This is a genomic window from Staphylococcus sp. KUGN1, assembly GCF_045984185.1.
Taxonomy (GTDB): Bacteria; Bacillota; Bacilli; order Staphylococcales; family Staphylococcaceae; genus Staphylococcus; species Staphylococcus warneri_A.
Genome location: NZ_JBJQIL010000001.1, coordinates 317,441 through 338,313, shown reverse-complemented (window position 1 = coordinate 338,313; position 20,873 = coordinate 317,441). Strand labels below are relative to the sequence as shown.

The window sequence follows — 20,873 nt, the reverse complement described above, 5'->3', positions numbered from 1 at the left end:
ATATTTAAGCATACAAAAAAGCCTCCAAACTTTTAAGTAAGGAGGCTTCATATATCATAAAAAGTTAGAATTTACCTTTTTTGAATGCAAGACCTACGCCACCGATTTTGAATACAGCACGAGTGTCGATAACTTTCTTCATGAATGCAGCTTTTTTACCAGTAATATCTTTACCGTAAACAATACCTACACCGTCATGAGATCCTAATGAACATACTGTACCACGATCAACATATTCAAATTCTTCTTTAGCTTCGCCATTTAAGATATGTTTGATGTTTTTAGCAACATGTTCACCTTGTTGCATTGCGATTTGAGCTGTTGTTGGTAATGGACGTTCTTCACCTGCTGGGATGAATGCAGAAACATCACCGATAACAAAGATATCATCATGACCTGCAATTGTAAGGTCTTGATTAGTCACAATACGGCCACGTTTAACACCTTCAAATGATTCTTCCATTAAGTGGCTACCACGTACACCTGCAGTCCATACTGATGTACCTGCTTCTAATTGTTGTTTTTCACCATTTACTTCTACTACGAAACCTTTTTCGTTACAAGCAACGATTGGTGTAGCAATTTTAAATTCTACGCCACGGTTTTCTAAGTAGTTTACAGCATGGTTAACTAAGTCATCTGAGAACATTGGTAACATTTTAGGTGCTGCTTCAACACAAGTGATTTTCACTTTGTTTTGGTCAATACCATATTTGCTACATAATTCAGGAATTCGATCAGTTAATTCACCTAAGAATTCGATACCAGTGAATCCAGCACCACCAACTAAGATAGATAAATCTTTGTCGTCTTTCTCTTTAGAAGCTGCATAATTAGCGAATTTATCTTCGATATGACGAGATAATTGACGCGTAGTTAAAACATTTTCAATTTGGAAAGCGTGATCTTTCATTCCGTCAATACCAAATGTTTCACTCACAAATCCTAATGCTACAACTAAGATATCAAAATCATAGATGCCTTTGTCAGTTTCTACTTTTTTAGCATTGCGGTCGATTTTAGTAACTTCTGCAGTTACGAAGTTAACTTTGTCTTTTTTCAATACACTTTCAACTGGGTATAATAAATCTTCATAATTGATTGTACCTGCTGAAGCTTCATGTAACCAAGTTGCTTCGTAATGATAATCATTTTTGTTAATTAGAGTGATTTCCGCTTCTTCTGCAGAAAGTTCTTTTTGTAATTTAGTAACAGTTTGTAAACCTGCATAACCCGCACCTAAAACTAATACTTTTTTACGTTCTTGAGCCATTGTTTTCACCTAAGCTTTCATAATATTTTAACTCCAGTGTAACATACTTAAAAATACACGACCTTTTTAATTAAGCCTTGCATTATAACCACGTCAACACAGTAATTATTACGTCTTTTTTCTTTAAGCTATATCTCGTGAAGTTCACAGAAAAGACAATATTTAATCCAAGTTTAATTCTATAGCTTTTACACAATATTTTCAAGCGACAATAGTCCACATTGTGAAAAATTTAATTTATTAAATTAAAACCGTCATCTCGCCTAGCAATCTTCTGGATTACCTGCAACCTTAGCAGTTCTAAATGAACTACCGCAGCCACATGAAGCAATGGCATTTGGATTATCGATTTGGAAGCCACCACCCATTAGTGATTGTTTGAAATCAATTGTTGTCCCGTTTAATACTGGGGCATCATGTTTATCTACCAATACTTTCAAACCGAAGAATTCTAATACTTCATCGTTTTCACCTGGTTCAGCTTCTGCTGACATACCATAAGTCAATCCTGTGCATCCACCACCATTGACTTTGATTTTAAGATAACCATCAGGCATATCATTACTTTCTAACATGTCTTTTACTTCATAAGCTGCCGCTTCAGTTAAAATAACTGTTTGCATTGTCATAACCTCCTATAATAAATTCGTAAAATCATTTTCTTCTATATGTTTATATATATTATTTAACAAATCGTCCGGTGTATCTCCTTCAACAATATCACCATCAACCAGTGCATACAAGCCGTTGGAGCATATACCACAATTTTGTAAGCATCCATATTCTAAAACATCTACATCAGGATCATTTTCTAACTTTTCATAAACCACATCTCCACCCTTAGCCATATTGGAAATGCAGAATTCAACTAACGGAAACATACGACACCCTCTCTATTATAATAGTTATAATATTATAACAAACCACACGTTATTATGACTATTATTGAGCTTAAAATGTCGGAAATAGAAAAAATTACTAATAAAACAATATATTTAATTTAATTCGATATATATTTGTAGTCAATTTGAAAAACCGATATAATAATCATATAAATACATAGTCATATAAGATAAGATGGTTAAATTTTTGTTCATTTCCATCATTTTTTTGGGCAAAAATGCTCAATATGACATTAGTCTAAAGGGCAATATCAATATTAATGCTCTTATTTATAACATGATTTTTTAGGATAAAGGGGTATACTAAAATGAAAAACATTGTTTTATTAGGCGGGGGTTACGGTAATATGCGCATCATGGCTCGTATATTGCCTAATGCGTTACCAGAAGGATATAGGTTGACTTTAATTGACCGTATGCCATTCCATGGTTTAAAACCAGAATTTTATGCATTAGCTGCTGGTACAAAATCAGATAAAGATGTACGTATGTCTTTTCCAAATGATGCAAATATCAATACAGTTTATGGGGAAATCAATGATATTAATTTAGATGAGCAAATCATCTCTGTAGGTAATTCAAAAATAGATTATGATGAGCTAGTCATTGGTTTAGGTTGCGAAGATAAGTATCATAATGTACCTGGTGCAGATACACATACACATAGTATTCAAACCCTTTCGAAGGCACGCGATACTTTTCATAGTATTAGTGAACTACCTAAAGGCGCTAAAGTTGCTATCGTTGGTGCTGGACTGAGTGGCATTGAATTAGCTAGTGAATTACGTGAAAGTCGTGCAGATTTAGAAATATTATTATATGATCGTGGTCCACGAATTTTACGCAATTTCCCAGAAAAACTTAGTAATTATATTTCAAAATGGTTCTCTAAACACGATGTTACTGTAGTACCCAACTCAGTCATCGATAAAGTCGAACCAGGAAAGATATATAATAATGGTGTTCCTGAAGATGTCGATTTAGTCGTTTGGACGGCTGGTATACAACCAGTTGAAGTAGTTAGAAATTTACCTATAGATATTAATAACAACGGCCGTGTCATTTTAAACCAGTATCACCAAATTCCTACTTATCCAAATGTTTACGTTGTAGGTGACTGTGCAGACTTACCACATGCGCCTAGTGCTCAATTAGCTGAATTACAAGGCGAACAAATCGCTGACGTAATGAAAAAGCAATGGAATAACGAACCATTACCTGAAAAAATGCCAGAACTTAAAGTTCAAGGTTTCTTAGGCTCTCTAGGTGATAAACAAGGATTTGCTTATATTATGGATCGAACTGTTACCGGACGTCTCGCTTCTATCTTAAAATCAGGTGTCCTTTGGTTATATAAATATCATAACGGTTAAAATAAATAAAAGGGGCAATGAAATCATTTTAATTGGTTTCACTGCCCCTATTTTTAATACTCTATATTAACTTTCTGTTTTTAAAATTTTTGATCTACAAACTGCGTAATCTGCTTAGTTTGAATATAACCATCTGCTACATATTCATCATTCATTGTAATCAAAGGATAAAACAACTCATCTTCTTGAATACGTTCAATAAATTGTTGATCGTGATCTGTTAGATTTTCGGTATCCTTTTCAATATCAATATAAGTAAACTCAAAATGATGGTGTGGAAATTTTCGTTTTAACAATGGTTGTAACCAATCAAATGTATCTTTTGATGTCGGTGCATTCACACAACTTGCACATACTACATCTGCCCCATAAACAACAACACTCACTTTAGTCATTGAAATCCCTCGTTTTGATTTATAGATTTTTCTTACTTAATCTATTATAATGTACTAATAATGATAATGAAATAATTTACTTGAAAGGAGACATATCTCATGCCTACTGAGAATGCGACAATGTTTGATCAAGTAGCTGAAGTAATTGAACGTTTACGTCCATTTTTATTACGTGATGGTGGCGACTGTACGTTAGTTGATGTTGAAGACGGCATCGTAAAATTACAATTACATGGTGCTTGTGGTACTTGCCCAAGCTCAACAATAACATTAAAAGCTGGTATTGAACGTGCGTTACACGAAGAAGTACCTGGCGTTATCGAAGTTGAACAAGTATTCTAATGTTTTTCGTTAGTGTAATATAAAGATATAATTTAAAATAATTGATTTCGTTTTATCCCATCTCTGGACGATTAATCCATTGATGGGTGTTTTTTGTTTGTTTACAATTTCCGTTAATTTCAATGTAACGTTTAATCTTCATAACAGCATTGAAATAATTCAATAATAGCTTTCAAATTAACATCTAGATATTTATCTTTATGCTTTATGAGATAAAAATTTCGAAAGACGTCTAACTTGATAGCAGCTAATATATTATTATGTTCTTCATCTAATACAGATTTAGATATAACTGTAAATCCTTTACCAGCCTTCACCATATCAACGATTACTTGATTACTATTAATTTCCACTAAATATGGATGTAATGATAAGTTAGTTAAACCGATTTCTTGGTAAATTCTTGTACCTGACCCTTGTTCTCGAACAAAACATATTTGTTTCGCATCAAAGCCTACTTTTTGATTGTAAATTAAGACCATTTCATCTTGCGATATACATGCTAAATCAATGGTATTATCTTGGATTTCTCTCTCTACAATTCCAATGTCTACAACATTATGTTTAACGTTATCTAAGACCGTATCTGAATTAGTTAAATATGCATTTACATGTAATTCTGGATATTGGTTGGCAATTTCTATTAATTTTTGTGATAAATATTGCTCACCATACGTATAACTACTACCTATAGATAGTACACCCGCTACATCTTTCTTATCATTTTTTAAATTTTGCCAAAGTTCCCGCTCTATATTTTCTCGTTGCAGTGCATATTTTAAAATCTTCTCACCATCTGATGTTAAACGAATCGATGGCCTAGTAAATTCAAAAATTTTAACATTATACTTAGTTTCAAGTCGTTTGATATCACGACTTATTGATGGCTGTGATGTGTACAGATGCGCAGCTGCTTTTGTAAAATTTGCTGTTTTTACTACTTCTATTAATACTTTATATGGATCCATGGATATTCCCCTTAATAAAATATATATATTCATCATATCACTTTTGTTATGTATACTATATCAAATATTTATTTAACGTTATAACAGTACAATGCTAAACTTTCTCTTATAGGAGGAACGTCACATGATTCAACTCAAGCATAAATATTTTTTCATAGGTATGTTATTTACATTTGGTATTGCAATGTTAAGTCTGGCATTATCTAAATTACCTATACTTAACCATGTCGGTGGACTATCTATTGCGATACTTATTGCAATTTTATATCGTCACTTCAAAGGATATCCTGAACAATACAAAGTTGGTATTACATTTTCTTCTAAGCGACTATTGAAAATCGCTATCGTCTTTTACGGTCTCAAGTTGAATATCGATGAAATTTTAGGACGTAGCGGTCCACTATTATTGATGGATGCCTGTATTATCATTTTTAGCATTGTTATGACATATGCCTTAAGTCGTTTGTTTAAAACAGATACGTCAATAACAACTCTATTAGGTGTGGGGACTGGTATTTGTGGGGCGGCAGCTATTGCGGCTATTGCACCTGTCATAAAGTCTAGAGATAAAGATATAGCAATCAGTGTTGGTATTATCGCATTAGTCGGTACTGTCTTTTCATTATTTTATACATTAATCTATTCAATTCTTCAAATGTCACCTATTCATTTTGGTATATGGTCAGGAACCAGTTTGCACGAAATTGCACAGGTTGTATTAGCAGGTAATTATGCAGGCATTGATTCATTAAAAATTGCATTATTAGCTAAATTAGGACGTGTATTTTTATTAATACCTGTGATTATCATTTTTATATTATGTGTTAAATATAAAAATAAAGACAGTGAACAATCACATCGTATCGATTTCCCTTATTTTTTAATTGGCTTTATTGCAATGGCTTTAATTAATACATATATTTCACTTCCACCTGCTTTATTAAAAGTACTAGAAATCATGACCAATATCTTTTTACTAATGGCGATGGTAGCACTTGGATTAAATGTTTCTTTTAAAGATTTAAAATCTAGAGCTTTAAAACCCTTACTCGTTATTATTATTGTATCTATTTGTTTATCGATCCTAAGTTACTTTATCACTCAAACCATATTCTAAAAAAAACGCCTTTCAAGCTTTATATGATGATGTTTATCATCATTGATACTTGAAAGGCGTTTATTATTATTTGTTATCTTCTTGATGCTTTTGTTTATCTTTATGATCTACTTTAGGTTGTTTGTCATCATTCATATGTTTAGCAATTTGTTGGTCAACGTAGACCCAACCTTTCCATCCTATATGAACGGCATCACTAATCACATATTTTTCATAGTCTTTATCTGTCATATCATATATTTTACCGCCATTACCAACGACAGTAGAATGAATTTTTTTATAGACTGCTTGACGTCTATCACTATCAATACCAATATGATCATACCATTTACCATTCGAAGGAATGCTTACATACTGTACATCTGCACCAGCTTTATTCATTGTTTGAACGAGTAATTTTAAGTCTTGGAACTCAGGAGAATTAACGTTAAATTCATAATCACGCTTAACTTTACGTTTATTTCCTTTAATTAATTTCCAATATGGATCTCTAATATGATATTGATTAGATTTTGTATTATCTTTACCAATTTCTTCTGCTTTATTTCTCATTTGACTCCATGATGCTTTTTCATCTGTGGCAGGATCAACATGAGACAATGGTGGTTTAGTGAAAGAGAATAATGATTTAATTGCTTCAATCTTAATTAATTGATTCTCTTTAAATGCTGAAATGTAATTTCCAGATACATTATTCGGATCTTTCGCAACTTGTTTTAAATAATCCTTATTATGGACATGAGGGAATTGTAACAAACGTTTAGCGAAACGTTGTTTCAAATCTTCTGGCATATCCTTTTGATTAAACATTTGGTTAATTTGGGTTTGTGACATACGTGCGTCAAAGTTTTGGTTAGTTAATCCATGATTCGTAAACCATTGGGGAGAGATAATAAAAGTTAATTTTTTACCTTTTAAATTATCATATTGAGACGCAAGTTCCACCGCATTAATCAAATCCGTTGATCCACCAGTACCTAATAAAAATACATTTTTGTCTGAGTGATGCTTATTCAAGGCAATTGCTGGATTGAATGGATCATCTTTACCTAATTCACTAGAACCATAAATTGGATAGTATTTATCTGATTTATAAAGTTGATTTTGAATGAGCGTGCCTTTTAATACTTGATCTGTTAATGAAATTCTATTATTAGCAAGCGTTTTATCAGTTATCAATCCTGTAAACAATTGCGCTGGTAACAGGACAAATATGATGAAAATAACGCCGCTAATTAGAATTGGTAAAAAAGGTTTTAATTTCATCGTAGTTCTTCTAATGCTTCCACAATTTTATTTGGTGTAGCCCACTCATCACGGTCAAAGTCCATAATTGATACTTCGATATCTAATTTATTTTGAATTTCTAATAATAAACCTACAGTTTGGAAAGAATCAATGATACCTTCTTCGAAAATTTCTACATCAGGATTCTCTTTGACGATATCATTTTCTGCGACCTCTGCTAATAAATCTAATACTTGATCTCTAAATTCCATAATTAATTACTCCTTTATTAAATAAATTTACCTGAGAAAATTAAAAAGCCAAACGCAACAAAATGGAAAGTAATCACTACACTTAATGCTGTAGTCCATTTATTTTGCCAACGTGGTGGATGTTTTTTTCTCCATTTTTCATAATAACCATAACCTATAAATAATGCTGCATGGTATAAACCGTATACAATATAGTAAACTTCTAAACCGTGCCAAATCCCCATAATAAAGAAGTTAAGGAAGAATGCAATATTTGACATTGCTAATTGGCTCTTAAACATCTTTTTACGAGACATATAGAATAAAGATCTCATATATATACAATCTCTAAACCAGAATGATAATGTCATATGCCATCTATTCCAGAAATCTTTAATATTTTTAGATTGGAATGGTTTATTAAAGTTAGGTGGTGTTTTAATTCCGTATAAATAACTAAGCGCTATAGCAAATAAACTATAACCTGCAAAGTCAAAGAATAGATAAAAACTATATGCATACATATATAACCACATATGTGTGAATCCATGTAAATTCATTTGTAATGGATTTATCGCATATACTTGAATGAAATAGGCAATAATATATTTATATAAAAAGCCTATCATAATCATGTGGATCGCTTTTAACACTAATTCTCTGTATTCTCCACCAGATGGAACCTTTTTATCATCTTTAACAAATCGTTTATATCTGTCAATTGGTCCAGAAGAAATAGTTGGGAAGAATGATATAAATTGGATTAATTTCCCTACTTTAATTTCTTTAATAGACCCATCACGTATTTCCATAATCAATTGAACACTTTTGAATGTCACATAAGATATTCCAAGGAATCCTACAAATTCAATTAATTTGCTTTCATGGAAATGAATTTGGTGACCACCTAGCCAAGTACTTTGTAACACTTTAACTAATGCTAAAGGTAATATAGACAGAATCATGATAGTTACAAATTTGGCAAATGTGTTATTTTTCTGTCTAGATTTATAATAAAACATGATTAAGGCAACTTGCCAAATGATATATATGATAAAACTTATTAACTGTACGCTTAAGTACTTTTGTCCAAATAAATTGTGCTTATCTGAAGAAAAGATAAATACAATCATAAATGCCGTACTAATACCGTTATATATATAGCTTCGCTTACCTAAAAAGCCAAGAATTATAACAGGAATAAGTACAATAAATGATATTAAGAAGAATGTAAATGTGCCATAAGGTATCATCCGTTAACTACCTCAGCAATCTTTTTACGATCAAGTTTACCATTAGATGTTAATGGTAATTGCTCCATCCAAACAAACTTTCTCGGAATCATGTACTCTGGTAAGCGTGATTTCAGTTCGTCTTTAATAGCTTTAGTCATTTGTCTGTCATCTTCAACTTCTTGTGTTGATACGACCGCACCAATCAAATGAATGACTTTATCATTTTTATATACTGGTACTACTATGGCTTCGCGTATTAAGTCAGAATCACGTAATTGCGACTCTATTTCTTCTAATTCCATACGATAACCATTTAATTTAATTTGGAAGTCGATTCGACCTTGTATAAACCATAAGCCGTTTTCTTCTTTAGCTTTATCACCTGTATGATAAGTTCTTACTCTATCTTCAAAATTAAACACAGCAGCTGTTTTTTCTTCGTTTTTCAAATATCCAACACTGACGCTTTGACCTTGAATAACTAATTCACCATCTTCAGTTGTCGTCAATTTAGTACCTGGTCTAGAAACACCTACTGGAAGTGGATTATATTGTTCTAGTACCTCTGGTGTAATTTGTATACTAGTCACTGCAACTGTCGCTTCTGTAGGTCCATACGTATTATAAATCGTACCATTAGGGAATCGATCTACTAACGCTTTAGCAGTTCTATGTCCTAAAATTTCTCCGCAGAAGAAGAAGTGATTCAAGCTACCATATTGTTCTTCATTTAAAGTCGGTAATAATAAACACATTTCAATAAATGATGGTGTAGAAACCCAAATATTAATTGGTGTCGCTTGTAACATATCATTTAATAATTTAGGTTTATTAATCATATCTTTATCAACTAAGTTTAATGTACCTCCTGAAACTAAACATGGATAAATAGCCATTACAGATAAATCAAATGAAAACGGTGCTTGATTTAACCACTCTTGACCATTCCCAGATTGATTCAATGAATCCATCCATTCCGCAAATTCAACTAAACTTGCATATTCAATTTGTACACCTTTAGGTTCTCCTGTAGAACCTGATGTGAAGATTGTATATACAACATCATTAGCCTTCATTTGGCTATCAAATATTACAGGGTCTTGTGAATTCTCAACGTTTTCAATTGTGATAACTTGAGCGCTTTGTTGTTCCAAAGTGTAATCAGTAGTATTAAAGATATATTCAGGTTGTACTTTATCGATAATCATCTTCACACGTTCTTCTGGCACTGACGTATCGATAGGTACATATCCACATCCTGCTTTAATTGCACCAATCATTCCTACAATCATAAATGGCGACATATGTCCAAATAAAATCATAGGTTGTTGACTACCTTGAAGTTGATGTGCAAGCTTACTAGAAAATTCATCTAGTTCTTTATAAGTGATTTCTTCAGTCGTATGTCTTACTGCAATTGCGTCTGGTTGTTCTTTACTCAATTGACTGAGAATATTAATAATATCTGTCATAGTTTTCTCCCTCATTAAAATTCATTATAAATGAAGTTATTCTGTGTATCTCCGCTTCCATAAATTAAATATAGTGCTATAAATATTGCTAAATATAACAATGTTAAAAGGTACGGTTTCATTGCTAGGTAATACTTATTCGTAGGTTCCTTACCTTTGGACTTCATTTGGCACCTCTCCTAAAATTTAAATATCTTTATTTAAAGCTATAAATGATTCATAGTCTCTTTAAACAAATCCGATATATAATTAATAATTTATATTTTATTTTTATAATTCATTATACTCATTCTTCGAGTGAAATTCAAAACAAATTTTAAACATTAAAACCACTATCTGCTTAATCCAATGTCTTGATATCTATCTTATGCATGAGTATTTATTTAGTGAATATTATTATTCTAAATCTTAAGCGTGAATTAAACAATTACAGATCATATAACAAAATTGTTAGATTAGCCATTATTCAATCAAAAAGCTTGTTTACTTTTCTATCTAAGTAAACAAGCTTTTATATATTATTTAACTTGATACAGGTGTTATGGCTGGTTCATTATTAAGAACTGCTTTAATATTATCAACACACAATTGCACCATACGATCTCGCGTATATTCTGAGGCACTTCCTATATGAGGAACAATCACTACATTAGGCATTTTAAGTAGTGGGTGCTCTACATCAATCGGCTCTTGCTCCAACACATCTAGTCCACATGCCAAAATTTGTCCAGTATTCAATGCATGTACTAAATCATTTTCGTTCACAATTGCACCTCTACCGATATTGATAAAAATGGCATCTGTTTTCATCTTTGCAAAAGCTTCGGCATTGAATTTGTATTTAGTTTCGTCCGTCAAGGGCGCAGTACAAACAACAAAATCACTGTTCTCTAATAGTTCTTCAAATGATACAAATGACGCGTTGTAATCACGTTCTGCATCTTCATGTCTGGAACGATTATGATAAAGAATGTTAGTGTCGAACCCTTTTAATCGTTTGGCAAATGCTTTTCCAATGTCACCCATTCCGAATATACCAATTGTTGATCCATAGACATCTTTTCCTGACAATAAATATGGCCCCCAACTCTTCCACTGACCATCTTGAACATATTTTTCTGCTTCAACAATTCGACGTGCAGTTGCCAACATTAAAGTAAAACCTAATTCAGCAGTTGTCTCGGTAAGTACTTCCGGTGTGTTAGTAACTATGATACCTTTTTGTTTAGCTATATTAACGTCAATATTATCATATCCTACTGCCATGTTTGCGATTACTTTTAGATGTGATGCATTTGCAAGACATGTTTCGTCTATTGTTTCACTTAATGTGATAAAACATGCTATAGCATCTTGTACTTCCGCTAAAAATTTATCTCTAGGCATGGGTATCAAAGACTCATTCCAAACGACTACCTCTGCGATGTCTTCTAATTGTGATATGAATTTTTGAGGGATTTGACGTGTTACAATAATTTTATTCAATTTACAATCTCCTCTCACCTTCATAAATTTATTTTTCTAATTCGGTAATGGCTTCATTTAAATCTTTGAATGAATGCGTTGGTGGTACATCTTTTGTTTGAATTTCTTCAAATGTTGTTACACCTGTTTGTACATGTATCGTATCAATACCAACATTAATGCCTGACATAATATCAGTATCATATAAATCTCCAACCATTGCCACATCTTGTTTATCAAGTTGTAGTATATCTAATGATTTTTCCATAATGATTGTTTCCGGTTTACCGATAAATTGTGGTTGAACCCCAGTAGATACTGTCACAACACTTGTTATCGCTCCATTACCAGGTAAAAAACCACGCTCTTTTGGTATTGAGACATCTGGATTTGTTGAAATAAATGTTGCACCGTTTCTGACTGCTAGTGTTGCAATCGCAAGTTTTTCATACGTTACATTTTCATCTAAACCTATGACCACATAATCTACATTTTCATCATCTTTAACTTCAAGTCCAGCTTCAGTAAGCGCAGTATGTAGACCTTCTCCACCTAACATATAAACAGAAGCACCTGGTGATTTTTCTGAGATATAATCTGCAGTTGCTAATGCAGATGTAACCACTTCATTAGCTGATGCATCAATGTTCATTTCATGTAGTTTTGCTGCGACCTGTTCAGGTGTTTTTGTTGAGTTGTTTGTTACATATAAATGAGGAATTTGATGTTGATTTAAATAATCAATAAATTGACTTGCACCATCAATTTCATCCGTACCTTTATACATCGTTCCATCTAAATCAATTAAATATGCCTTGTAATGCTTCACGCTTAATTCTCTCCTTTACCAAATGCAGTAATTGGAACATTTTCATTATTTAGAAATTGCACAACCTCATTAATAAATTGTTTATAATATGGTAATGCATGGTCAAATAACGGTTCAATTTCCTTAGTATCTAGTTGAATGTAGTTGTGTGCAAATTGCTTTCTAACATCAACAGTTTGATTAATATGCTCTTGTGTCTCTTTTGAAATGACGTTTTCCAATTCTAAAATATCGATAACATCTTTATAATTACCTGGATCTCTTAAAATGAATCCATCAATAATCATATTGCCAATATCGACTGAAGATTCGATTAACATTTGTGCAATTCTTTCAAATGCATATTGATTTGTTTTATTTGTTTCATAATCATTTGTTAATTGTTGTAAGTAATTTAGTTTTTCTGATAGTTTATCTTTATCTACAAAATACATTCCTTAGTCACCTCTTATTATCTTAATCATATCACAACTTTGCAGTACACTTCATTTGTCGTTATACTAACTTTAGTAAATTTCGTATTAAAGGGGTCATAAAAATGATTGATATGTATTTATATGATGATGAAGAACAAAGCCAAGTTCAATTCGTTGGCTTTGTTGGAGAACATAGTCGATACGACTTAATGTTAGTACAAACAGATCGTCATTATGGAAAAACACTTGTCTTAAATATGCAAACTAATAAATTTGGTATCATAGGTTCAGATGATATTGAAGAGGAAGGTTATATCGCTCATATTCTTGGGGTATCAGCTGAAGAAGGCGATGAAATCATTGAATATCTAAATGAGGTTATTCAATAAAAGTAAATCTCCCTCTGTTTACGCTAGCGTTTACAGAGGGAGATTTACTTTTATTGAATATTGTTAATTTATTGTTTTATTTTTCAGTATCTTGGATTGTAGGTTGTATTTTAACATCATGCAATTTATCTTCTTGATCTATAATTGCTGGATCATCTATTTGTTGTTTCACTTCATTTTTAGATAAATGCTTTACTACAAAATAAGGACACCCAAAATTACAATATTCTAATAAGTAGTCCTGAATACTTGAGAAGCGTTTACTGATTTCAGCTTTTTTGTTTGTATCTTTATAGAATCCTTTTAAACGTAATTGATCGTATCCAAAGTCTCCTACGACATAATCATATTTATCTAATATATCTGAATATCTGTTGGCAAATATTTCTTCATCGAAACATGCTCTATAATCTTCTATTAATTCAAAATATTGTTGTTCTACTTTTATCATTTTTTCACCTAATCCACTTTTCGAATGATTATGTCTCTATTTTAACAATTTTAGCCTTTAATATACAATTTTACTCACTTTCGTATACTACATAAATAATCTAAAAAACAAGAACCACTTCATTTATTCTCATAAAGAAAGTGGTTCTATCAAAACATTCAACTTCATTTAATGAATGTCATTACTATGATTAGCTATTTAATTGTTCTTCACCTTGACGTTGTCTTTCTTTTGCAGCTTCATTAACTTGTTCGTCTGCATGATAAGAACTACGTACTAATGGTCCTGCTTGACAATGCTTAAATCCTTTTTCCATTGCTACTTTTCTCATTTTACCAAATTCTAATGGTGTGTAATATTTCTCAACTTTTAAATGTTTACGTGATGGTTGTAAATATTGGCCTATAGTTAAAATATCTACATCATTAGCACGTAAATCATCCATTGTTTCATAAATTTCTTCCATTGTTTCCCCTAAGCCAACCATTAAACTTGATTTTGTAGGAATATCTGGTTGTAATTCTTTAGAACGACGTAAGAATTCTAACGTACGATCATATGTTGCACGAGCACGAACTCTAGGTGTTAGACGACGAACTGTTTCGATATTGTGGTTTAAGATATCTGGTTTAGATGCCATTAAAGTTTCTAACGCGTCGTAGTCACCACCCATGTCTGACGGTAAAATCTCGATTGTAGTGAATGGGTTTCTTGCTCTAACTTTTCTTACTGTTTCAGCATAAACATTTGAACCCGCATCACGTAAATCATCACGAGCTACAGCAGTAATAACAACATGTTTTAAGTTCATTAATTCTACTGATTCTGCAACACGTTCTGGTTCATTTAAATCTAACTCATTAGGCAAACCAGTTTTAACGGCACAGAAACGACAAGCACGTGTACATACAGCTCCTAAAATCATAAATGTAGCTGTACGTCTTTCTCCCCAACACTCATGTATATTTGGACACTTTGCTTCTTCGCAAACAGTGTGTAAATTCTTTTCGCGCATCATTTTCTTAAGGCCAGTATAGTTTTCGTTCGTGTTTAGCTTTATTTTCAACCAATCTGGTTTTCGTAGTATTTCCTCATTTTTTGTAGCCATAACAACGCATACCCTCCTGTTTAATCTCTCTCTTTATTATTATAACGAAATTAACAGTAAATTAAAATCTAATCTATTGTTATTTTAAAATTCCAGTAACTTTTGTTTAAATATATCTCGTAAAAATTCGGGCATTATATATTCTGTTGGAAGTCCTTTCAACGATGGGAAATATCTACCAAATGTATACATATCTACTGTTCCTAAAATATAATGTTCATCATTTTGTATTTCTTTTCCATCTATAAAATAACGTCCCTCTGATTCAATAAAACCTAATCGATATAAAATATATCCCCCAAAAATATCTCCACGGAATCCAAGGCCTTGAGCATGTTCGTGCATATACTCTTGCTTTTGACTTTTAACAATGACTTCTTTAAGTTCTTCGCCTGTCAATTTTACTCTTACAACATTGATGGGATGAGGTAACATGCGATGAATATCAAATTCCGTTATTTCATCCGCTTCAATGCCTTTTACAATTAAACCTGCATTTATAATTGTACAATCTGCATTTGTGAATTCATAGACACTTTCTGCTAATAAATACGACGTTTTTGTGATTACATCTGTTTTATTATCTAACTTAAGCGGGTGATTCACAACTGGCGTACGCATCATCGCCTTTCCTTCCTCATCAAAGTTGGTTTGAACTTCTGGTAACGTTTCTAACGGATGTAAGCACGCAGTCTTCCGAGTTATGCTTTTATTTTCAATTGTTAAGTTCACTTCTCCTAAGTAATGTCCATACTTCCCAGCTGCTGCCATTAAGACTCCATTATTCATTTGGCCATGATCAAAATGGTGATGTGTATGACTACCAAGAATTAAATCAATTTCCGGAATTTCTTGGCATAATTTTTCATCAAAAAATACACCTACATGACTCATTACAATTAGTACATCATATTGTCCATCGTTTGCTTTAATTTCATCTTTGATGGATTCGAGTGGATTTGTAACAATCCAATCCAAAGCTCTATAAAATGGTGTAAATGGTGCTGTTGCCGCTACAAATAATATACGTACACCATCTATTTCTTTTATATATGATGATGCTATACGGTTAGGCAGACGTCCCTCTTCATCAAATACGTTAGCACAAATCACTTCAAATTGTGCATTTGTATATAAATTTTGTAATGCCTCATGCGAAATTGTCATACCTTCGTTATTACCTATTGTTGCAATATCACATTTAGCTTCATTTAATAATTCTATATTTTTCTTTCCTAGGGTTGCTTGTGTAATCGGTGCTGATAAATCAACATGATCACCTATATCCAAATATAGTGAGGGATGTTGAAGTTTTGAGCGATGTTCTGTCATATATGATTGAATACGTGCATATTCGTTGAGATGACTATGAATATCATTAGTATGGTATATAGTTAACTTCAAAATACTTCCCCCTTTTTAAAATGATTTTATAAGGTCATATATAATGTAACATGTATCGTTAAAACGAATAGATTATATGTACTTTTAACTTTTAAATAATAGATTTAATAATTAAATATGCACCTATTAGCAACATTACAGTACGTAACAACATGACGACTGTGTCAGACTTAATCGAATGATTGACTTTAACACCAATTTTAGCGCCTATATAACTAGAAATAATAAGAACAATTGAATAATCCCAAGCTACATGACCTTGTATGATATGTCCAATTGAACTCATCACACTTGAAAAGAAAATCATCATCATACTTGTTCCAACTGCTACATGCGGTGGAAATCTAAATACAATTAACATTAACGGCGTCATTAATGCACCTCCACCAATACCAAACAATCCTGTAAGAATACCGATCAATAAAGTAGCAACAAAAGCAACGAATGGTGGTACGCTATAATGATATGTCTTACCTTCTGCATCTATATATGTTTTTTCGTATTGAGGTTTATTAAATATTTTAAATGGTTTAATTTTATGTCTTACCATTAACAATATGGCTACAAAAATCATAAATATCCCAAAATAGAGATTAAATGACTTTAATGTTAAATATTGACTTAAAAAAGACCCAATTAATGACCCTGGTAATAATCCAAATAAGAAAATAGAGCCATTTTTTATATCAACTTGTTTCGTCTTTAAATAGCCTAATGAGGATGACAACCCAGTCACAATGAGAATGACAGACGATGTCCCTATTGCGATTTGAGTCGTAATACCATGTAATATACTATGATCGACTCCAAGATAGACTAATGTAGGTACAATAATGATGCCTCCGCCAATACCTACTATTGAACCTATAATCGCTGACAATCCACCAATGATAATTAATAATAAAATCGTTAATAACATTTACTTTCGCCTCTTAGAATAATTTTAGTTGTTGTGGTGCTAGTCCTTCATAGTCAATACCGAGAATATTTTGATATGTTTTAGCATTTTGAGCTGCATGACCACCAGAATTATTATTAAAAACAACGTATACTTGTTTAGCTTTTTGTTCTAAAATTTTAACTTTTTGTGCTAAATCCAGTAATTCTGTTTCATTATAATTGTATAAATATCTTACATCTCGCCATTCTTGATCTGTCATATCTTTTTTTGTCCAACCATGTACGTTTCGTCCATGATATCTAACAAAAGCGATATCACTGGTTATTCTATTTACAAGTGGGATACTTGCATCTTTGACTTGTGGTTCATCTACAACTGCATGAATAATTTGATGTTCAGTTAAAAAGGACAATGTTTCCTCTTTAAATTGATCATTAAACCAAGACTGATGTCTGAATTCAACACACATTGGATAGTCTTGCAGTTGTTGTTTAACATATAAAATATACTTGATATTTTGACTAGAACAATCAAACCATGGTGGAAATTGTACCAGTACCATAGCTAGTTTATGACTTTCTTGTAATGGTGCCAACATTTCTTTAAATGCATCAAATAGTTCTTGGCGTGTATCTGAAAAATCTCTAAAATCTGCATGTAGTGTCAAAGCTTGATGTATTTTAACTACAAATTGAAACCTTTCTGGTGTCTCACTTATCCACTTCTTGATATTTCGTTCTGGTTGAATCGCATAGTATGATGCATCAAGTTCTACAATAGGAAAATGACTTGCATATGTTTTTAATTTATCTGATTTTCTAGCTAGATCTTCATATAATGTATCATGATCTCCCCAACCAGTTAGACCTATATTTATCATTTATATCACCAAATTAATGATACCACATAATAAAACGACGATTCACTTTATCTATTTCAAATTCACAGATTCTTATTAATCTATAGGCACCTACAGATAATGCATCAAATAATAAAAACGCTCCCTTAATTATTTAAGAGAGCGTTTGATTTAACAATTATAAATTGGACATATCACTGATACGACTGACCATACGTTCTATTAAGTTTGCTGCATTTTGCTTTTCAGCTAATCTTGGTGATTGACCACTCCATATATGAGTTAGTTCACTATCACCTTGTTGTACTGCAGCCTTTCTAATTTGAGTAGTTAACTGGTTTTGAATCGGGTAATCTGGTATAACTCCTTGATATTCGCTCATTTCTTTAACGAATTGATTATTAATGCCACGAGCATTTTTACCACTAAAAACATTAGTGACCACTGTATCAGTCTCTTTACTTTTTAATATAGTGTCTTTAAGTAACTCGTTTGCTCCACTTTCATGAGAAGTTAAGAATGCAGTTCCCATTTGCACACCTTGTGCTCCTAACATTAGACTGGCAAGTAAACCTCTTTCATCCATAATACCACCAGCTGCGACAACAGGTATAGATACATGATCGACCACTTGAGGTACTAAAGACATTGTGCCAACCATTGGTTCTACATTATGACTAATTTGTAAAAATGACCCTCTATGTCCACCTGCTTCACTTCCTTGAGCTACAACAATATCTATTCCTGCTTTTTCATTTTCTATAGCTTCTTCTACTGTTGTTGCTGTACCAATTAATATCACTTGATGTTCTTTTAACTTTTCAATAGTTAATGCATCAGGAATACCGAATGTAAAACTACAGATTGGTACATTATACTTAATAATCATATTTATAGCTTCTTTAAATTTTTGAGTTTCATCTATGTTAATCACTGGTTCCTCTAAATGAAAAGCTCTCCTATACGGTTTTAACCATGCATTCATATGTTCGACCTGTTGTGGATTTGCTGTAGCATTTTGATGAGGTTCAAATAAATTGACCCCAAAAGGTTGAGTGGTCTTTTCTTTAACTGCTTTAATTTCACTTTCCAACTGATCGATACTAAAATATCCAGCTCCTATTGTACCAAGTCCACCTTTTTCGCTGACAGTAGCAACTAAAGATGCAGTAGTACTGCCGGCCATACCTGCTTGAATAATTGGATATTGAATGCCTAATAGACGTGTTAACTTATTGTCATTCCACATATTACTCACCTTTTCTATTTGTTACGCTTCGTTTTATTGAGATAGGTTTGATTTTCTAATTTTTCTTCTTCTTCTTTATCTAATTCATCTTCAATTTCCATTCCTAGCAGCTCTTCAATTAAATCTTCATGTGACACGATTGCATCTGTTCCACCAAATTCGTCTAGTACGATTGCTAAATGTTTTCTAGATATCGTCATTTTTCTAAGTACCCATTCAGCCCTATTATGTTCATTTACGAATAATGGTTCTGATGAGAAATTAGTTATTGATTCGTATTTTTTCTTACTCCATGCTAACAGATATTTAGAATGGAATACACCTATGACATGATCTATATCTTCATCATAAATTGGATAACGGGTATATGGTTCTTTCATAACGGTGTCATATGCTTCATCAAATGAAATATCTTTTGGAAATGCTACAACATTAATACGCGGAGTTGTATCTACATCTTTTATTTTAAGGTTTTCGAAATCTAATACACCTTTTAATCGATTTTGTTCTGTCTCATTAAATGCACCTTCACGTCCTGCCACAATCAACATTGTACGTATTTCTTCTTTAGTATACTGATTATCATCAGCTCTATCTTTTGATAATGATTTACTAATTTTACTTGTTATAGTATTCAACAATTTTGTAATTGGCTTAAGAATAATAACTAATGTGCGAATGATTGGATAAACAATACGTGATGTTTTATCAGGATTTGCTGCTGCGATTGCTTTGGGTATCACTTCAGATACTAATACAATGAATATAATCATGATGACTAGCACAGCTAATACATTAAATTGCATTTTTATAGCAAGAATGGTACCAAACACTGGCAATATAATATTACTTATATTTTTTATGATTAATATAGTTGTTATAAACTCACTTGGTTTATCTAATAATTGGGAAAGTTTTTGTGACCTTTTATCACCATTTTTCGCTTCAGTCTGAAATTTACTTTTATTTGCTGCCGTTAACGCTGTTTCACTAAGTGATAAATAGAATGATACGATTAATAAGAATATGATAGCTATAATCATGAGGCATACTCCTTATTCATACAAATTTTCTTTAATAATAATTAAAACATTCCCTTGAATAAGTTTTTTAAACTATTCAGTCCATAGCGTGAACTTATAAAGTATTTTACTTGAAATACCCAAATAAAAAAACTAGCCAACGGATCATAAAATCCATTGGCTAGCAATGACTGAGATTGATATCTCAAATTATATCAAACGATGT

Annotated in this window: 24 protein-coding genes; 4 read left to right on the top strand and 20 right to left on the bottom strand. The window is 32.1% G+C overall.

What is annotated here, in order from left to right:
* Window positions 1-64: 64 nt before the first annotated feature.
* From ACJQQZ_RS01740 to ACJQQZ_RS01730, 3 genes are all read right to left on the bottom strand, one after another.
* On the bottom strand, window positions 65-1,273 hold the full coding sequence (locus tag ACJQQZ_RS01740; protein ID WP_002450823.1) for an NAD(P)/FAD-dependent oxidoreductase: 1,209 nt from the start codon (window positions 1,271-1,273) through the stop codon (window positions 65-67).
* Between the two features lie 263 nt (window positions 1,274-1,536).
* A complete protein-coding gene (locus ACJQQZ_RS01735) occupies window positions 1,537-1,896 on the bottom strand; it encodes a HesB/IscA family protein (protein WP_002466675.1) in 360 nt (119 codons plus the stop codon).
* 12 nt (window positions 1,897-1,908) lie between these two features.
* On the bottom strand, window positions 1,909-2,154 hold the full coding sequence (locus ACJQQZ_RS01730; protein WP_037551961.1) for a YuzB family protein: 246 nt from the start codon (window positions 2,152-2,154) through the stop codon (window positions 1,909-1,911).
* 329 nt (window positions 2,155-2,483) lie between these two features.
* Between ACJQQZ_RS01730 and ACJQQZ_RS01725 the strand changes: the two genes are divergently transcribed.
* Window positions 2,484-3,548 (top strand): NAD(P)/FAD-dependent oxidoreductase, encoded by a 1,065-nt coding sequence (locus ACJQQZ_RS01725; RefSeq protein WP_002450826.1) that lies wholly within the window; start codon window positions 2,484-2,486, stop codon window positions 3,546-3,548.
* 80 nt (window positions 3,549-3,628) lie between these two features.
* Here the strand turns inward: ACJQQZ_RS01725 and ACJQQZ_RS01720 are convergent, their stop codons facing one another.
* Window positions 3,629-3,943, bottom strand: a complete 315-nt coding sequence (locus ACJQQZ_RS01720; protein WP_002450827.1) for a YuzD family protein — start codon at window positions 3,941-3,943, stop codon at window positions 3,629-3,631.
* A 99-nt stretch (window positions 3,944-4,042) separates the two neighbouring features.
* Between ACJQQZ_RS01720 and ACJQQZ_RS01715 the strand changes: the two genes are divergently transcribed.
* Window positions 4,043-4,285 carry a NifU family protein gene (locus ACJQQZ_RS01715; RefSeq protein ID WP_002433501.1) on the top strand — a complete coding sequence of 81 codons (243 nt, stop codon included), beginning with the start codon at window positions 4,043-4,045 and terminating at the stop codon, window positions 4,283-4,285.
* A gap of 131 nt (window positions 4,286-4,416) precedes the next feature.
* Here ACJQQZ_RS01715 and ACJQQZ_RS01710 read toward each other — a convergent pair whose 3' ends face one another.
* Window positions 4,417-5,253, bottom strand: coding sequence for a LysR family transcriptional regulator (locus ACJQQZ_RS01710; protein WP_124228457.1), 837 nt, complete (start codon window positions 5,251-5,253; stop codon window positions 4,417-4,419).
* A 124-nt stretch (window positions 5,254-5,377) separates the two neighbouring features.
* On the opposite strand from ACJQQZ_RS01710, the gene ACJQQZ_RS01705 reads away from it, so the two are divergent.
* Entirely contained in the window at window positions 5,378-6,370 is a 993-nt protein-coding gene (locus tag ACJQQZ_RS01705; protein ID WP_124228458.1) for a YeiH family protein, read from the top strand.
* A gap of 66 nt (window positions 6,371-6,436) precedes the next feature.
* On the opposite strand, the gene dltD is transcribed toward ACJQQZ_RS01705, so the two are convergent.
* The 8 genes from dltD to hepT form a co-directional block, all read right to left on the bottom strand.
* Complete coding sequence (gene dltD / locus ACJQQZ_RS01700) at window positions 6,437-7,636, bottom strand: D-alanyl-lipoteichoic acid biosynthesis protein DltD (protein WP_124228459.1); 1,200 nt, start codon at window positions 7,634-7,636, stop codon at window positions 6,437-6,439.
* Window positions 7,633-7,869, bottom strand: a complete 237-nt coding sequence (dltC, locus tag ACJQQZ_RS01695) for a D-alanine--poly(phosphoribitol) ligase subunit 2 (protein WP_002433359.1) — start codon at window positions 7,867-7,869, stop codon at window positions 7,633-7,635. Before dltC ends, dltD begins: the two co-directional genes overlap by 4 nt.
* Window positions 7,870-7,886: 17 nt before the next feature.
* Complete coding sequence (dltB, locus tag ACJQQZ_RS01690) at window positions 7,887-9,101, bottom strand: D-alanyl-lipoteichoic acid biosynthesis protein DltB (RefSeq protein ID WP_145505864.1); 1,215 nt, start codon at window positions 9,099-9,101, stop codon at window positions 7,887-7,889.
* Window positions 9,098-10,555, bottom strand: coding sequence for a D-alanine--poly(phosphoribitol) ligase subunit DltA (dltA, locus tag ACJQQZ_RS01685; RefSeq protein ID WP_124228461.1), 1,458 nt, complete (start codon window positions 10,553-10,555; stop codon window positions 9,098-9,100). The genes dltB and dltA overlap by 4 nt, the downstream gene beginning before the upstream one ends.
* Before the next feature lie 14 nt (window positions 10,556-10,569).
* The gene (locus ACJQQZ_RS01680) at window positions 10,570-10,722 is read right to left on the bottom strand and encodes a teichoic acid D-Ala incorporation-associated protein DltX (protein WP_002466673.1); all 153 of its coding nucleotides are present in this window, start codon (window positions 10,720-10,722) and stop codon (window positions 10,570-10,572) included.
* Window positions 10,723-11,077: 355 nt separating this feature from the next.
* On the bottom strand, window positions 11,078-12,040 hold the full coding sequence (locus ACJQQZ_RS01675) for a 2-hydroxyacid dehydrogenase (protein WP_124228462.1): 963 nt from the start codon (window positions 12,038-12,040) through the stop codon (window positions 11,078-11,080).
* Window positions 12,041-12,068: 28 nt separating this feature from the next.
* The gene (locus ACJQQZ_RS01670) at window positions 12,069-12,848 is read right to left on the bottom strand and encodes a TIGR01457 family HAD-type hydrolase (protein ID WP_002450834.1); all 780 of its coding nucleotides are present in this window, start codon (window positions 12,846-12,848) and stop codon (window positions 12,069-12,071) included.
* A 2-nt stretch (window positions 12,849-12,850) separates the two neighbouring features.
* Entirely contained in the window at window positions 12,851-13,282 is a 432-nt protein-coding gene (hepT, locus tag ACJQQZ_RS01665) for a type VII toxin-antitoxin system HepT family RNase toxin (protein WP_002450835.1), read from the bottom strand.
* A 104-nt stretch (window positions 13,283-13,386) separates the two neighbouring features.
* On the opposite strand from hepT, the gene ACJQQZ_RS01660 reads away from it, so the two are divergent.
* Window positions 13,387-13,653, top strand: a complete 267-nt coding sequence (locus ACJQQZ_RS01660) for a DUF3055 domain-containing protein (protein WP_002450836.1) — start codon at window positions 13,387-13,389, stop codon at window positions 13,651-13,653.
* Between the two features lie 76 nt (window positions 13,654-13,729).
* Here ACJQQZ_RS01660 and ACJQQZ_RS01655 read toward each other — a convergent pair whose 3' ends face one another.
* The 7 genes from ACJQQZ_RS01655 to ACJQQZ_RS01625 all read right to left on the bottom strand — a co-directional run bounded on the left by ACJQQZ_RS01655 (window position 13,730) and on the right by ACJQQZ_RS01625 (window position 20,668).
* Window positions 13,730-14,104, bottom strand: coding sequence for a YutD family protein (locus ACJQQZ_RS01655; protein WP_002450837.1), 375 nt, complete (start codon window positions 14,102-14,104; stop codon window positions 13,730-13,732).
* A 190-nt stretch (window positions 14,105-14,294) separates the two neighbouring features.
* Entirely contained in the window at window positions 14,295-15,212 is a 918-nt protein-coding gene (gene lipA, locus ACJQQZ_RS01650; RefSeq protein WP_002450838.1) for a lipoyl synthase, read from the bottom strand.
* Between the two features lie 84 nt (window positions 15,213-15,296).
* Window positions 15,297-16,616, bottom strand: a complete 1,320-nt coding sequence (locus tag ACJQQZ_RS01645) for a bifunctional metallophosphatase/5'-nucleotidase (RefSeq protein ID WP_124228464.1) — start codon at window positions 16,614-16,616, stop codon at window positions 15,297-15,299.
* A 91-nt stretch (window positions 16,617-16,707) separates the two neighbouring features.
* Window positions 16,708-17,535 (bottom strand): sulfite exporter TauE/SafE family protein, encoded by an 828-nt coding sequence (locus tag ACJQQZ_RS01640; protein ID WP_002450840.1) that lies wholly within the window; start codon window positions 17,533-17,535, stop codon window positions 16,708-16,710.
* A 13-nt stretch (window positions 17,536-17,548) separates the two neighbouring features.
* The gene (locus ACJQQZ_RS01635) at window positions 17,549-18,397 is read right to left on the bottom strand and encodes a DUF72 domain-containing protein (RefSeq protein WP_124228465.1); all 849 of its coding nucleotides are present in this window, start codon (window positions 18,395-18,397) and stop codon (window positions 17,549-17,551) included.
* A gap of 157 nt (window positions 18,398-18,554) precedes the next feature.
* Window positions 18,555-19,625 carry an NAD(P)H-dependent flavin oxidoreductase gene (locus ACJQQZ_RS01630; RefSeq protein WP_124228466.1) on the bottom strand — a complete coding sequence of 357 codons (1,071 nt, stop codon included), beginning with the start codon at window positions 19,623-19,625 and terminating at the stop codon, window positions 18,555-18,557.
* 14 nt (window positions 19,626-19,639) lie between these two features.
* Window positions 19,640-20,668 (bottom strand): hemolysin family protein, encoded by a 1,029-nt coding sequence (locus ACJQQZ_RS01625; RefSeq protein WP_124228467.1) that lies wholly within the window; start codon window positions 20,666-20,668, stop codon window positions 19,640-19,642.
* Window positions 20,669-20,873 lie beyond the last annotated feature (205 nt).